Origin of the sequence: Bradyrhizobium sp. DOA9 (genome assembly GCF_000617845.2) — a bacterium.
Classification (GTDB): domain Bacteria; phylum Pseudomonadota; class Alphaproteobacteria; order Rhizobiales; family Xanthobacteraceae; genus Bradyrhizobium.
This window is the reverse complement of the sequence record NZ_DF820425.1, coordinates 897,701-911,527: the sequence shown is the minus strand read 5'-3', so window position 1 is coordinate 911,527 and position 13,827 is coordinate 897,701. Positions and strand designations below refer to the sequence as shown.

The window sequence follows — 13,827 nt, the reverse complement described above, 5'->3', positions numbered from 1 at the left end:
CGGTTTGCACTTTCTTACCCTCCCCTGGAGGGTGTCCAAATCCCGCAGCAAATCGTTTAGAAATTGGGACAATAGTGCCGGATGGTTCGAAAGGAGGCCAGTCATGGCCGAGATCAGGAAGCCCATCGACTACTCGCCGAGCTGGACCTTCTTCGAGGGCAAATGGCGCGAGGGCAACGTGCCGATCATGGGGCCGCGCACCCATGCGGCCTGGCTCGGCTCGATCGTGTTCGACGGCGCCCGCGCCTTCGAGGGCGTCGCGCCCGATCTCGACCGTCACGTCGCTCGCGCCAATCAATCTGCGATCAGTTTCGGCCTGAAGCCGGTGGTCGATACCGACACCTGGCTGACGCTCGCGAACGAAGGCATCGCGCGCTTTGCCGGAAATGCCGAGCTCTATATCCGTCCGATGTACTGGGCGCAGAACGGAAGCGGCGGCGGCGTGCTGTTCGACCCCGAGACCACCAATTGGTGCCTGTGCATCTACGAGGCGCCGATGCCAAAGCCCGTCGGCAACGCCATCACCCTGTCGCCGTTCCGCAGGCCGACGGCCGAATGCGCGCCGGTCGAAGCCAAGGCCGCCTGCCTCTACCCGAACAATTCGCGCGCGCTGGCCGAAGCTGCGTCGCGCGGCTTCCAGAACGCGCTGATGCTCGACATGCTCGGCAACGTCGCCGAGTTCGGCAATTCCAACGTGTTCATGGCCAGGGATGGCGTGGTCTTCACGCCGGTGCCGAACGGCACCTTTCTCAACGGCATCACGCGCCAGCGCGTCATCAGCCTGCTTCGCGCCGACGGCGTCACCGTGGTCGAGAAGACGCTGCGCTACGCCGACTTCCTGGCCGCCGACGAAATCTTCTCCACCGGCAATTTCGCCAAGGTCGCGCCCGTGATTCGCATCGACGAGCGCGAGCTGAAGCCGGGCCCGTTCTACGCCAAGGCGCGCAAGCTCTACTGGGACTTTGCGCATGCCGTGAAGATGGCGGCGTGATCGGGACTATCCGTCGTCATGCCCGGGCTTGTCCCGCCGTAGCGGCTTCGGCCGCGCAGGCGGGACAAGCCCGGCCATGACGAGAACTATTTCTGCCGCCGAAACCGGCTGAACTGAAATGCCTGCGTCGAACCCCACGGCGTCTGATGCGTCTCGCTCCGCGTCTCGACCAGTACAAAGTCCCGCCCGAGTTCTGCCGCAAGGCTCGCGCTGTCGTGGCGTTGCACCGGCAAGCCGCTGCATTTCTCGGGACCGTCGGGTGCAAACGTCGCAATGATGACGTGGCCGCCAGGCTTGACCGCCGACCGCAGGCGCTCCACGTAAGCCGCCCTGTCGCGCGGGTCGGTCAGGAAGTGAAACGCTGCGCGATCGTGCCAGACATCGTAGGTCCTGGCCGGACGCCACGTCGTGGCATCGGCAACGATCCAGTCGACCGTCGAAGCGGCCTGACCGATGCGCTTCTTCGCTGCCTCGAGCGCATTGGCAGAAAGATCCAGGACGGCGATGTCGCGATATCCGCCCTGCAACAGCGCATCGACAAGCCGCGATGCGCCGCCGCCGATATCGATGATGGCCAAGTCACGATCGGAGCCACGATCGGAGGCGGCTGCGCGAATCATCGCGAGCGAGATCGCGGGGCTATCCTGATACCAGCTGACCTCGGCCTCGCCCTTGGTGGCGTAGACCTGGTCCCAATGGGTGCTTCGGTCAGACATGGCTGCCCTCCCGCATACAGGGGCCGGCGCGAACGAAAGACTATTCGTCCTTCTTCGACATCCGCTCGAGGCGCTCCTGCATTTCCTTCATCTGCTGGCGCAGCTCGTCGATGTTGCTGTCCTTCGGCGCCTCGGCATTCGCATCGGGTTCCGGCTCGGGAGTGGTGGCCGTGCGGGGCGCAGCGAACGGCTTGAACATCGAGAAGGTCTGCTGGAACAACTCCATGTTGCGGCGGACTTGCTCCTCCAGCGGAGCAAAAGGAGTGCCGGACAGCGTGTTGGCGATCTGCTTGCGGAACTTCTCCTGCTCCTGGGTAAGGGTCGCAATCGACTGCTCCAGATATTTCGGCACCACCATCTGCATGCTGTCGCCATAGAAGCGGATCAGCTGGCGGAGGAAGGTGGTCGGCAAGAGGTTCTGGCCGGCCTTGTTCTCCTGCTCGAAGATGATCTGGGCGAGTACGGAGCGGGTGATGTCGTCGCCGGTCTTGGCGTCATAGACCAGGAAATCTTCGCCGTCCTTGACCATGGCGGCGAGGTCTTCCAGCGTCACATAGGTGCTCGTTCCGGTGTTATAGAGCCGGCGGTTCGCGTATTTCTTGATCGTGGTGGGTTGGTCTGATTTCGCCATGGGCTCTCACTTGCAAAACGCGGAGAACGGGAACCTGTCGGCAATGCCGCAGGGCGGGAAGAGTACGCAACGCAACAAAATAAGCATTTTCAAAGGGCTCACGCTACCGTTTTGTGCGGCACGGTTAATTGCAGAGCAAAATCCTGCTTGCGAAAACGCCAAGAACGCTATTTTGAATGCGCTGCGGCACGAATTCGGTGCTCGGCCGATTGACATGCCTCAACGACGTTAACAGGATGACTGACGAGACTGACGGGCCATTTGCAAAGCGCCCGCCTGCCCCTTTCTTCAGAAACTCAAGCCCCAGGAGATGCCCATGTCAGACGATGTCGTCATCGTCAGCGCCGCCCGCACCCCGGTCGGAAGCTTCAACGGAGCCTTCGCGACCCTTCCCGCCCATGACCTCGGCGCCGTCGCCATCAAGGCCGCGCTGGAGCGTGCCGGCATCGAGCCCGGCCGGGTCTCGGAAGTCATCATGGGTCAGATCCTGACCGCGGCCCAGGGCCAGAACCCGGCCCGCCAGGCTTCCATCGCCGCCGGTATTCCGGTGGAGAGCCCGGCCTGGGGTGTCAACCAGCTTTGCGGCTCGGGCCTACGTACGGTCGCGCTCGGTTACCAGGCACTGCTCAACGGCGATTCCGAAATCGTGGTCGCCGGCGGACAGGAATCCATGAGCATGGCCCCGCACGCCCAATATCTGCGCGGCGGCGTCAAGATGGGTGCCGTCGAGTTCGTCGACACCATGATCAAGGACGGTCTGTGGGATGCCTTCAACGGCTACCACATGGGCAACACCGCCGAGAACGTCGCGCGCCAGTGGCAGATCACCCGCGCCCAGCAGGACGAGTTCGCGGTCGCCTCGCAGCAGAAGGCTGAGGCGGCGCAGAAGGCCGGCAAGTTCAACGACGAGATCGTCCCCGTCACCATCAAGACTCGCAAGGGCGACGTCGTCGTCAGCGCCGACGAATATCCGCGTCACGGCGCAACGCTCGACGCGATGGCCAAGCTCCGTCCCGCTTTCGAGAAGGACGGCACGGTCACCGCGGGCTCGGCCTCGGGCATCAACGACGGCGCTGCCGCCGTGGTGCTGATGACCGCCAAGCAGGCCGCCAAGGAAGGCAAGAAGCCGCTCGCGCGCATCGTGTCCTGGGCACAGGCCGGCGTCGATCCGAAGATCATGGGCTCGGGCCCGATCCCGGCCTCGCGCGCCGCGCTGAAGAAAGCCGGCTGGAGCGTCGGCGATCTCGATTTGATCGAGGCCAACGAAGCCTTTGCGGCACAGGCCTGCGCGGTCAACAAGGACCTCGGCTGGGATACTTCCAAGGTCAACGTCAACGGCGGCGCGATCGCGATCGGTCATCCGGTCGGCGCGTCGGGCGCACGCGTGCTGGTGACGCTGCTGCACGAAATGCAGAAGCGCGATTCGAAGAAGGGCCTCGCCACGCTGTGCATCGGCGGCGGCATGGGGATCGCCATGTGTGTGGCGCGCGACTGACGACGACCTTGCACGCAGCTGACGCGTGCGCCGCACACGTCAGCGCGTGCGTTGCACGCGACTAAAAAGGCAGCGGTTGCAAATCAAATATTCTTCGCAACCCGTCAAGCCTCGACTAAAGACAAACGCCCGGCTCGATGCCGGGCGTTTTGTTCTTGATGTCCGTCAAACCACCCGCATAATCCCTAGTTAAAAAACGATCACGTCAGAAGCGTCCGAAGGGTCCAAGGAAGAGGGAAGGAATACGACATGGCACGTGTTGCATTGGTGACGGGTGGTACGCGGGGCATCGGTGCTGCGATCAGCAAGGCGCTGAAGGCCGCCGGCTACAAGGTTGCGGCGAGCTATGCCGGCAACGACGCGGCCGCGGACAAGTTCAAGGCCGAGACCGGCATCGCAGTCTACAAATGGGACGTCAGCAATTTCGACGCCTGCGCCGAGGGCGTGAAGAAGGTCGAGGCCGAGGTCGGCCCGGTCGACGTGCTGGTCAACAATGCCGGCATCACCAGGGACGGTGCCTTCCACAAGATGAGCCTCGAGCAATGGAACGCCGTGATCGGCACCAATCTCGGCTCGCTGTTCAACATGTCGCGCCAGGTGATCGAAGGCATGCGCGGGCGCAAGTTCGGCCGCATCATCAATATTTCCTCGATCAACGGCCAGAAGGGGCAGTTCGGACAGGTCAACTACTCCGCAGCGAAAGCCGGTGAGATCGGTTTCACCAAGGCCCTGGCGCTGGAGAACGCCAAGGGTGGCGTGACCGTGAACGCGATCTGCCCCGGCTACATCAACACCGAGATGGTGCAGGCAGTGCCGAAGGACGTGCTGGAGAAGGCGATCCTGCCCCTGATTCCGATCGGCCGTCTCGGCGAGCCCGAAGAGATCGCACGCGCCGTCGTGTTCCTCGCCGCTGATGAAGCCGGCGCCATCACCGGCTCGACGCTGTCGGTCAACGGCGGCCAGTACATGGTGTGATGCGATCGCATCACGCAGGCTGATATTGTCCACATCGTCGTGCCCGGGCTTGTCCCGGGCATCCGCGGCCTTACAACAGCCGTCGCCACGGAAGAACGTGGATGGCCGGGACAAGCCCGGCCATGACGGAAACATGGGCCGATGACTCCCCGCACTGCCACGCTGATCGGCTTGACCGCGATCCTGATGTGGTCGCTGCTGTCAGTGATGACGGTGGCGACCGGAAGGATCCCGGCGTTTCAGCTCGCCGCGATGACGTTTGCGATCGGGGGTCTCGTCGGTCTGCTGACCTGGATCGGGCGGACCGGGGCGGCGAAAAGCCTTAAGCAACCGCTCGCCGTCTGGGTCGTCGGCGTCGGCGGCCTGTTCGGCTATCACGCGCTGTACTTTCTCGCGCTGCGCTTTGCCCCGCCGGCCGAAGCCGGCCTGTTGAATTACCTGTGGCCGCTGTTGATCGTGCTGTTCTCGTCATTCCTGCCGGGCGAGCGGCTGGCGGCGCATCACATTATCGGCGCCGTGCTCGGCCTCGTCGGCACGGTGCTGCTGTTCGACGGCAACACCTCCGGCTTCGCCCCGGGGACCGTGCCGGGATTGATCGCAGCCTTCATCGCGGCGTTCGTCTGGGCGGCCTATTCGGTGCTGTCGCGCCGGCTGAAAGCGGTGCCGACGGATGCGGTCGCGGGCTTCTGTCTTGCCACGGCCGTCTTGGCCGCGCTGATGCACGGCCTGCTCGAGACCACGGTCTGGCCGGAGACTGGCTTGCAATGGCTTTCGGTCATCGCGCTTGGCATCGGCCCGGTCGGTGCCGCCTTCTACGCCTGGGACATCGGTATGAAGCGCGGCGACATCCGCGTGCTCGGCGCCGCGTCCTATGCGACGCCGCTGCTCTCGACGGGTTTCCTCATCGCCGCCGGTTTCGCCAAGGCCAGCGCCAACATCGCATTTGCCGCGATCCTCATTGCCGGGGGCGGCCTCATCGCGGCCAAAGACATGGTGCTGCGGAAGCGATGATTGAGTGGTGCTACGGCTCCCAGCCGGGCGGCGCGAGCTCGAAGCCCGCGAACTCGAAAGCGGGCGCCACGGTGCAGCCGACCAGTGTCCACTCGCCCGTGGTTTCCGCCGTCTGCCAGGCCAGTGCAGGCACGATCGCCTGCGGCCGCTCGCCACCGACGAGGTCGGCACCGAGCCGCACCTCGTGCTGCGAGCAGCCGTCATGGGCGATGCGCAGCGTCAAAGGGCTGCCGGCGTAATAGTGCCACGTCTCGACCGCGTCGACGCGATGCCAATGCGAACGCTCGCCGCGCGCGAGCAGGAAGTAGATCAGGGTCGAGCGCGAACGCCCGTTGGCGTCCGTGCTCTGGTCGCGAAACGTCTCGCGATAATGTCCGCCTTCCGGATGCGGGCGGAGTTCGAGGCGCGCGATGATCTCGGCTGCGGTCGTCATCGATCCTCGTCGGGGATGTGTTCTTCAGGACTTGTTCTTCAGGATTTGTTCTTGCGCTCGCGCAGCTCGCCGAACACCGCCGCGGGATCCGCGCCCTTCATGTGCAGCCTGGCCGCGACCGCCGGCTCGTCGGCGCGCAGGAACACGTTGGCGCGCTTCTCCTCGCCGAGCAGGGAGGGAATGGTCGGCTTGTTCTCGGCGCGGAGCTTCGTCACCTCCGCCGCGCGCGCCTGAAGCGCCGCGTTGTCGGGCTCGATGGTGAGCGCGAACTTGACGTTGGACGCCGTATATTCATGGCCGCAATAGAGCCTGAAGTCGTCGGGCAGGGCGCGCAGCTTCAGAAGCGAGTCCCACATCATCGGATAGGTGCCCTCGAACACGCGGCCGCAGCCAATCGAGAACAGCGTGTCGGCGGCGAACACCGTCTTCTCATTGTCGAACACGTAGGAGATGTGGTCGAGCGTATGGCCAGGCGTCTCGACGACACGCGCGAGCAGATTGCCGATCCTGACCACGTCGGCATTGGCGACGCGCTGGTCGACGTTCGCGATCTTGGTGGTCTTGTCGTGCGGCGCGACGACGCGGCAATTGTATTTCTGCTTGAGCTCGGCAACTCCGCCGACATGATCGCCATGATGATGGGTGATCAGGATGTCGGTGAGCTGCCAGCCCTCGCGCTCCAGGGCCTTGAGGATCGGGCCGGCCTCCGGCGCGTCGATCGAGGCCGTCGCTTTGGTTTCCGCATCGTGGATCAGATAACCGAAATTGTCGTTTAAACAGGTGAAAGTACGAATTTCGGCGGCCATGTCATCTCCATCGCGCTCAGCCCCGCCAGACAAATATGGCGTTAACGTTGCCCAGGCAATGCAATATTCCGCGCGCAGCGGCGCCCTCGCGCATGTTACATTGCCGTCATGACCATCGACGTCGTCGACCTCCGCGAGTTCTATTCCCGCCGCCTCGGCATCGTGGCGCGGCAAATGATCAATCGCGGCATCAGGGAGCGCTGGCCTAACGCCGACGGCCAGCGCGTGCTCGGCATCGGCTATCCCACACCCTATCTGGGCTTGTTCCGCGAGGACGCCGAGCGCTGCCTCGCCTTCATGCCGGCGGCCCAGGGGGTCCTGAAATGGCCGACGGGACGGCCCGCGCTGGCCTCGCTGGTGGACGAATTCTCATTGCCGCTTTCCGAGGCCGCGGTCGACCGCATTCTCCTGGTGCACGCGCTGGAGATGTCGGACGATCCGGCCGCGCTGCTGCGCGAGGTGTGGCGCGTGCTGTCGCCCTCGGGGCGCGTCATCGCCGTGATCCCGAACCGGCGAGGGGTGTGGACCCGCACCGACAGCACGCCGTTCGGTCACGGCCGGCCCTATTCGCGCTCGCAGATCACCGAGCTGTTCCGCCAGACCTGGTTCACGCCGACGGCCTGGGGCGAAGCACTGTTCATGCCGCCTTACGCCGGCGGCTGGGTGCTGAAATCGGCGCAGATGTGGGAGCGTGCCGGCGCCGCGCTGTCGCTGCCCTTTGCCGGCGTCCACATCGTGGAGGCGACCAAGCAGGTCTACCGCGCGATCCCCGCCAAGCGCGAGCGGGCGCGGCTGATTCCCTCACTCGCCAAGCCCGTGCTGGTGCCGTCCTCGACGACGGTAACGCGCAGCTGAAACAAATCGTCCCGGCGAGGCCGGGACGATCAAGTCAGAAAGTCAGAAGAGCTTACTCGCCCGGGGCGACCTCGTCGCTGGAAGCGACTGGAGCGGCCTCACGCTCCGGGCGCGGGCCATGCGGCCGGCGCCGCCGGCGCGGATAGCGCTCGCCGCCACCGCCACCCTCGAAGCCGCCCTGACTGCCGTTCACCTGCGGCTGCGCGCCGGTGATGAAGGAGGGCAGGCGGTCGACGCCGCCAGCATCGGCGATGACCGGTTGCGGCTGGTTGGCGGGTTGTGGCTGCGGCTGATATTGCGGCTGCGGACGGTGATCGCGTTCGCGGTGCTCGCGCGGCTGCTGGTTCTCGCGCTGATAGGGCGGCTGGTTGTCGCGCGGCTGGTGATCACGCTGGTGATGATCGCGCTGGCCGTCACGGTCGCGCATGAAGGGCTGCGACTGGGGCTGCGGGACGAAGCCGGGCTCCTGGCCGAAGGCCGAGAAATTCTCGCCGTCGTCCTCGCCGTCGTCGCTGCTGGCGATGGGCTCGTCGCCGCGCGGCTGCTGATTCTGGCGGAACTGCTCCTGGGCCGCCGCGATCAGGCGGAAATAATGCTCGGCGTGCTGATAATAGTTCTCGGCTGCAACGGGATCGCCGGAGGAGCGCGCATCACGCGCAAGCTGGAGATATTTTTCGGCGATGTGCGAAGCGGTACCGCGAATCTTGATGTCGGGTCCGTTGGACTCGTAGACCCGGGTCATCGGGTTCTGGCCGCGCCGGTTGTTGTTGTTATTGTTGTTGCGGTTGCGCATCCGCTGCTTGTTTTGACCGTTTCTCATGTCCTGCCTTTAATTCCAGCCCTAAAGGTTGCACGCTTTACTGATTGCTAGGAGTGACCTGGTGACAGCGGTTCACATGTCTCGCGCGCACCGCACGCAAGAGCGGATCCGACCCTGCCGATGTTCGTCGACCGTCGCGTTCAACAAAGACGCGTTCCCCACCCGCCAGCATCCATTGCCAGCGAACCCATTCATTTCGCCTGCCGAAACAAGCCCAGCTTTCTTGCGTAAGTCTTCAAGCGCAATATCAGGCTTTCGTTCACGTTGCGGTCGGAGAGAGCAGCGCAGCTCCACTGGCCATCGCGCTCAAAGGACCTGCGGCTTGGAACCTTCAAATCAGTAAAGCTCTCGCCCGAGAGCCCGGCTTTCGCCCGTAAGTCTACGGGGCCGGCACCGATGTGTTGACCGGAACGTAGTCGTTCCCACGGGATATTCCAAGAGCTTTTTGCGGGCCAATCCGGCTTTTATGGGGGCATTTTTCGAGCCGAAACGGCCCGCGAAATGCCCGCCAGGTCGGCCTTGGGTGGCCTGTCCAGCGACAACGCGGCGGCCCTCATCAAGGTTTCAATATTCTGGGCCTGGCCCCGTCCGGCCTCGACGACCAGGGCGCCGCCAGGGGCGAGGCGCTCGCTCGCCTGCGGGATCAGGGCGCGGTAGGCATCATATCCGTCGTTGCCGCCGTCGAGCGCCAAATGCGGGTCGTGCTCGCGCACCTCGACGCTCAATCTCGGAATTTCAGCCGAGGGAATATAGGGCGGATTCGAGACGATGAGGTCGAACGGGCCACGGAGCGCCGCGGCGTAGGAGCAGGCGACGAAGGCGGCGCGGTCGGCGAGGCCCAGCGCGGCGGCATTGCCCCTGGCAGTCCCGAGCGCGTTCTGGCTGAGATCGGTGCCGACGCCGAACGCATCCGGGATTTCGTGCAGCAGCGCGAGCAGGATCGCGCCGGAGCCGGTGCCGATGTCGGCGATGCGCGGCGGGCGAGAGGCCTTCCGCTCGCGAAGAATTTCGAGCGCGAGCTCGACCACGGTCTCGGTATCGGGGCGCGGCACCAGGGTTGCTTCCGACAGGCGGAACGGCAGGCCCCAGAATTCGCGCGTCCCGAGAATGCGCGCCACCGGCTCGCCGGCGATGCGGCGCTGTGCATGTTGCGCGAGCCTCGATGCTTCAGCCGCAGTGAGGGGACGGGCCGCCTGCGCGATCAGGCCGGTGAGGTCGAGGCCGAGTGCTGCGCCGATCAGGATGCGTGCGTCGAGTTCGGCTTCGTCGAGCCCTGCCGATCTCAGCTGCGCGGCCAGCGCGCGCCGCGCGCTCTCGATGGATTGCCCGGTGAAGGGGGTGCTCACGTCTCAGGCCGCCGCGCCTTGCGCAGCGAGCTGTGCGGCCTGGTACTCCGTCGTCAGTGCGTCGATCAATTCACCGAGCGCTTCACCCGCGATCACCTGGGGCAGCTTGTAGAGCGTGAGGTTGATGCGATGGTCGGTGACGCGCCCTTGCGGAAAATTGTAGGTGCGGATGCGCTCGGAGCGGTCGCCGGAGCCGACCTTCTCCTTGCGCTCGGCCGAGCGCGCCGCCTCGACGCGTTGCCGCTCGGCGTCGTAGATGCGCGAGCGCAGGATGTTCATGGCGGAGGCGCGGTTCTTGTGCTGCGAGCGGCTGTCCTGCATCATCACCACGATGCCGGTCGGGATGTGGGTGATGCGGATCGCCGATTCGGTCTTGTTGACGTGCTGGCCACCGGCGCCCCCTGCGCGCATGGTCTCGATGCGCAGGTCGTCGTTCTTGATGTCGACGTCGACGTCCTCGACCTCGGGCAGCACGGCGACCGTCGCGGCGGAGGTGTGGATGCGTCCCTGCGTCTCGGTGTCGGGCACGCGCTGCACGCGGTGCACGCCGGATTCGAATTTCAGCTTGGAGAACGCGCCGCGGCCCTGGATCTCGGCGATGATTTCCTTGTAGCCGCCGACGGTGCCTTCGCTCGCGGAGATCACCTCGACCTTCCAGCCCTGCAGGTTCGCGAAGCGCTCGTACATTCGGAACAGGTCGCCGGCAAACAGCGAAGCCTCGTCGCCGCCGGTGCCGGCGCGGATTTCCAGCATGACGTTGCGATCGTCCATGGCGTCCTTGGGCAGGAGCGCGACGCGGATCTTCTGGACCAGCTCATCGATCTTCGGCGCGAGCTCGTCGCGTTCGGCTTCCGCCATGCCGCGCATCTCGGCATCGGTGGCGGGATCGGCGATCAGCGCCTCGGTGTCGGCGAGCTCCTTGACGGCGGAGCGATAGGCCTTCACCGCCTCGATCAGCGGCGTGAGCTCGGCGAGCTCGCGCGTGATCTGCACGTAACGCTCGGAGGCGAGCTGTCCAAGCGATTCCGCCTCGAGAGAGGCATGATGTGCAAGGAGCACGTCCAGTTTGGCTTCGGGAAGTGACGACATCGGTTCAGTCTCAAAGGGCGGAAGAAGGCGAGGGCGGCGGAAAGCGGACGACAGGCCCGCTACAACGCAAGGCCCTCGGCCTCGGCAAATTCCGTCAGCTTCTGCCGGATCGAGACGCTGCCCGCGGGCGCATCCAGCAGAGGGCCCAGCATCGCTTCGGCCTTCTTGGCGTCGAGGTCGAGCACCATCGCCTTGACCGGGCCGAGCGCGGTCGCCGAGAGCGAAAGCGAGCGGTAGCCCAGCGCGATCAGCGCCAGCGCGCCGAGTGGCTTCGAGGCCATTTCGCCGCAGAGCGAGAGCGACTTCTGCGCCGCGTGCGCTTTGCGTGCGATGTCGCGCAGCGCGCGCAGGATCGGCGCCGACATGGTGTCGAAGCGCTCGGACACCTTGGCATTGCCGCGATCGACCGCGAACAGGAACTGGAAGAGATCGTTGGAGCCGACCGAGATGAAATCGACCTTCTTCAGCAGCTCGTCGAGCTGGTAAAGCAGGGCCGGCACCTCGACCATGGTGCCGATGTCGATTCGCTCGGGCAGCGTGTGGCCGTGCTGGCGCAGATAAGTCAGCTCGCGCTCGACCAGCGCCTTGGCCGAGTCGAACTCGGCGACCTCCGAGATCATCGGGAACATGATGCGCAGCGCGCGGCCGCCGCCGGCGCGCAGCAGCGCGCGGATCTGGCCGCGCAACAGGCCGGGACGGTCGAGCCCGAGCCGGATCGCGCGCCAGCCGAGCGCGGGGTTTTCCTCGATCACCGCTTCCATATAGGGTAGCGCCTTGTCGCCGCCGATATCGAGCGTGCGGAAGGTGACGGGCTTGGGTCCGGCGGCATCGAGCACGGTGCGATAGAGCGCGAGCTGGTCGCTGGTGCGCGGCAGGCTCTGACCGACCATGAATTGCAGCTCGGTCCGGAACAGGCCGATGCCGGCGCTGCCGGTGTCCTCGATATGCGGCAGGTCGATGGCAAGACCTGCGTTGATCATCAGCTCGATCTTCTGTCCGTCCCTGGTGACGCAGGGCCGGTCGCGCAGCGCGAGGTACTGCGCCTGGCGGCGGGCACGGAAGCGCACCCGCTCGGCGAAGGCGGCCTCGATCTCCTGCGACGGGCGCACATAGATCGAGCCCGAGGTGCCGTCGACGATGATGGCATCGCCGGGATCGGCGATGCCGGGCGCGTTCGGCACCTCGCCGACCGCAGGAATGCCCAGCGCCCGCGCCACGATCGAGACGTGCGAGTTGGCGGTGCCTTCCTCCAGCACGATCCCGCGCAGCCGCTTGCGGTCGTAGTCGAGCAGCGCCGCCGGGCCCATCGCGCGGGCGATCACGATGGCGTTGTCGGGCAGCTGCTCGCGGGAGGGCGCATGATCCTGGCCGACCAGCTGCCGCATCAGGCGGTAGCCGAGGTCTTCCAGGTCGTGCAGCCGGTCGCGCAAATAAGGGTCGGTCGAGCGCAGCATGCGCGCGCGGGTGTCCGACTGCACGCGCTCGACCGCGGCTTCCGCAGTGAGGCCGGTCGCGACCGCCTCGTGCAGCTTGTGCGACCAGCCCTGGTCGTTGGCGAACATGCGATAGGCTTCCAGCACCTCGCGATGCTCGCCGCCTTCGGCGACGTCGCCGCGCTCCAGCATGCGGTCGAGATCGGCACGCAGCTTCGCGAGCGCGGTATCGAGCCGCTTGATTTCCTTCGGCAGATCTTCGGCGATGTAGTCCTTGATGACGACGCGGGGCTCGTGCAGCACGACATGGCCGAGCGCGATGCCCTCCGACAGGATGGCGCCGACCTTCTGCGCCGAATGGCGCGCCGCCGGCTCCTGGCCCGGCTGAGCCAATGCCGAGAGCTCGCCCGAGGCGATCAGCTCGGCCAGCACCATCGCGGTCGTCTGCAGCGCCTCGAGCTCCTCCTCGACATAATTGCGCTTGGCGCGGTTCTGCACCACCAGCACGCCGAGCGTGTTGCCGGCGCGCAGGATCGGCACGCCGAGGAAGGAATGGTAGATTTCTTCGCCGGTCTCGGGCCGGAACGAGAAGGCCGGATGGCTCTGCGCGTCGCTCAAATTGAGCGGCGTCGCCTCGCTGGCGACCAGGCCGACCAGGCCCTCATGGGCACTGAGCACGGTATGGTGCACCGCCTCGCGGTTGAGGCCCTCGGTGGCGTAGAGCTCGAGCGTGTTGTCGATGCGCAGCACGTAGACCGAGCACACCTCGGCCACCATGTTGGCGGCGATCAGCACCACGATCTTGTCCAGCCGCTCCTGGGCCGAGACCTGCTCCGCCATGGTCTCGCGGAGCCGTCTCAACAAGACGCGGGGACCTCCCGACGCGCTCCGCATGAACCGTCAATCTCCTCCGTCTGCCCGGCCCGGCGGTATCGGCCGGCGGCTGGACCAAAATTCCAGAAAAACAACCAAATTGTTTGTCCGGCGCAGGCACAAGCCCAAAATCCACGGGAGATTTTGCGCTCGTACCGAATCAGCGCCGCCCGAACTGGGACACAGTCTGCGGCAGCCCACCCTGTCCGCCGTATAGCGAATTGAGGCTTGTTTTGCCAAGCAAAACGCCTGCCAAGCGCGAAGGTGTGTACACCTTCGCGTTTGCTGCGACCGCTAAGAGAAAATTAGCCTAGGCATGCTCCGGACAGTGCGAAGCGGTATTCCAGAAAGAC

General features: G+C 65.3%; 13 protein-coding genes. 5 read left to right on the top strand and 8 right to left on the bottom strand.

The window, feature by feature from the left end:
• The first annotated feature begins 103 nt into the window (after window positions 1-103).
• On the top strand, window positions 104-991 hold the full coding sequence (locus BDOA9_RS04215) for a branched-chain amino acid aminotransferase (RefSeq protein ID WP_025032704.1): 888 nt from the start codon (window positions 104-106) through the stop codon (window positions 989-991).
• Between the two features lie 86 nt (window positions 992-1,077).
• On the opposite strand, the gene BDOA9_RS04210 is transcribed toward BDOA9_RS04215, so the two are convergent.
• The gene (locus tag BDOA9_RS04210; RefSeq protein ID WP_025032703.1) at window positions 1,078-1,707 is read right to left on the bottom strand and encodes a class I SAM-dependent methyltransferase; all 630 of its coding nucleotides are present in this window, start codon (window positions 1,705-1,707) and stop codon (window positions 1,078-1,080) included.
• Between the two features lie 40 nt (window positions 1,708-1,747).
• Window positions 1,748-2,338, bottom strand: a complete 591-nt coding sequence (gene phaR / locus BDOA9_RS04205; protein ID WP_025032702.1) for a polyhydroxyalkanoate synthesis repressor PhaR — start codon at window positions 2,336-2,338, stop codon at window positions 1,748-1,750.
• Between the two features lie 316 nt (window positions 2,339-2,654).
• On the opposite strand from phaR, the gene BDOA9_RS04200 reads away from it, so the two are divergent.
• The 3 genes from BDOA9_RS04200 to yddG all read left to right on the top strand — a co-directional run bounded on the left by BDOA9_RS04200 (window position 2,655) and on the right by yddG (window position 5,819).
• Complete coding sequence (locus BDOA9_RS04200; RefSeq protein ID WP_025032701.1) at window positions 2,655-3,833, top strand: acetyl-CoA C-acetyltransferase; 1,179 nt, start codon at window positions 2,655-2,657, stop codon at window positions 3,831-3,833.
• A gap of 249 nt (window positions 3,834-4,082) precedes the next feature.
• Window positions 4,083-4,808 carry an acetoacetyl-CoA reductase gene (gene phbB, locus BDOA9_RS04195; protein WP_025032700.1) on the top strand — a complete coding sequence of 242 codons (726 nt, stop codon included), beginning with the start codon at window positions 4,083-4,085 and terminating at the stop codon, window positions 4,806-4,808.
• 141 nt (window positions 4,809-4,949) lie between these two features.
• On the top strand, window positions 4,950-5,819 hold the full coding sequence (gene yddG / locus BDOA9_RS04190) for an aromatic amino acid exporter YddG (protein ID WP_025032699.1): 870 nt from the start codon (window positions 4,950-4,952) through the stop codon (window positions 5,817-5,819).
• Window positions 5,820-5,829: 10 nt separating this feature from the next.
• Here yddG and BDOA9_RS04185 read toward each other — a convergent pair whose 3' ends face one another.
• Together BDOA9_RS04185 and gloB are read right to left on the bottom strand one after the other, a co-directional pair.
• On the bottom strand, window positions 5,830-6,252 hold the full coding sequence (locus BDOA9_RS04185) for a cupin domain-containing protein (RefSeq protein WP_025032698.1): 423 nt from the start codon (window positions 6,250-6,252) through the stop codon (window positions 5,830-5,832).
• 38 nt (window positions 6,253-6,290) lie between these two features.
• Window positions 6,291-7,058, bottom strand: a complete 768-nt coding sequence (gene gloB, locus BDOA9_RS04180) for a hydroxyacylglutathione hydrolase (RefSeq protein WP_025032697.1) — start codon at window positions 7,056-7,058, stop codon at window positions 6,291-6,293.
• A 108-nt stretch (window positions 7,059-7,166) separates the two neighbouring features.
• Here gloB and BDOA9_RS04175 point away from each other — a divergent pair, with 108 nt between their 5' ends.
• The gene (locus BDOA9_RS04175) at window positions 7,167-7,913 is read left to right on the top strand and encodes a class I SAM-dependent methyltransferase (RefSeq protein ID WP_025032696.1); all 747 of its coding nucleotides are present in this window, start codon (window positions 7,167-7,169) and stop codon (window positions 7,911-7,913) included.
• A gap of 52 nt (window positions 7,914-7,965) precedes the next feature.
• On the opposite strand, the gene BDOA9_RS04170 is transcribed toward BDOA9_RS04175, so the two are convergent.
• The 4 genes from BDOA9_RS04170 to ptsP all read right to left on the bottom strand — a co-directional run bounded on the left by BDOA9_RS04170 (window position 7,966) and on the right by ptsP (window position 13,495).
• Entirely contained in the window at window positions 7,966-8,733 is a 768-nt protein-coding gene (locus BDOA9_RS04170) for a DUF4167 domain-containing protein (protein WP_025032695.1), read from the bottom strand.
• Between the two features lie 464 nt (window positions 8,734-9,197).
• On the bottom strand, window positions 9,198-10,079 hold the full coding sequence (gene prmC, locus BDOA9_RS04165; RefSeq protein WP_025032694.1) for a peptide chain release factor N(5)-glutamine methyltransferase: 882 nt from the start codon (window positions 10,077-10,079) through the stop codon (window positions 9,198-9,200).
• A 3-nt stretch (window positions 10,080-10,082) separates the two neighbouring features.
• The gene (gene prfA / locus BDOA9_RS04160; protein ID WP_025032693.1) at window positions 10,083-11,168 is read right to left on the bottom strand and encodes a peptide chain release factor 1; all 1,086 of its coding nucleotides are present in this window, start codon (window positions 11,166-11,168) and stop codon (window positions 10,083-10,085) included.
• Between the two features lie 59 nt (window positions 11,169-11,227).
• Entirely contained in the window at window positions 11,228-13,495 is a 2,268-nt protein-coding gene (gene ptsP / locus BDOA9_RS04155; protein WP_025032692.1) for a phosphoenolpyruvate--protein phosphotransferase, read from the bottom strand.
• Between the last annotated feature and the right edge of the window lie 332 nt (window positions 13,496-13,827).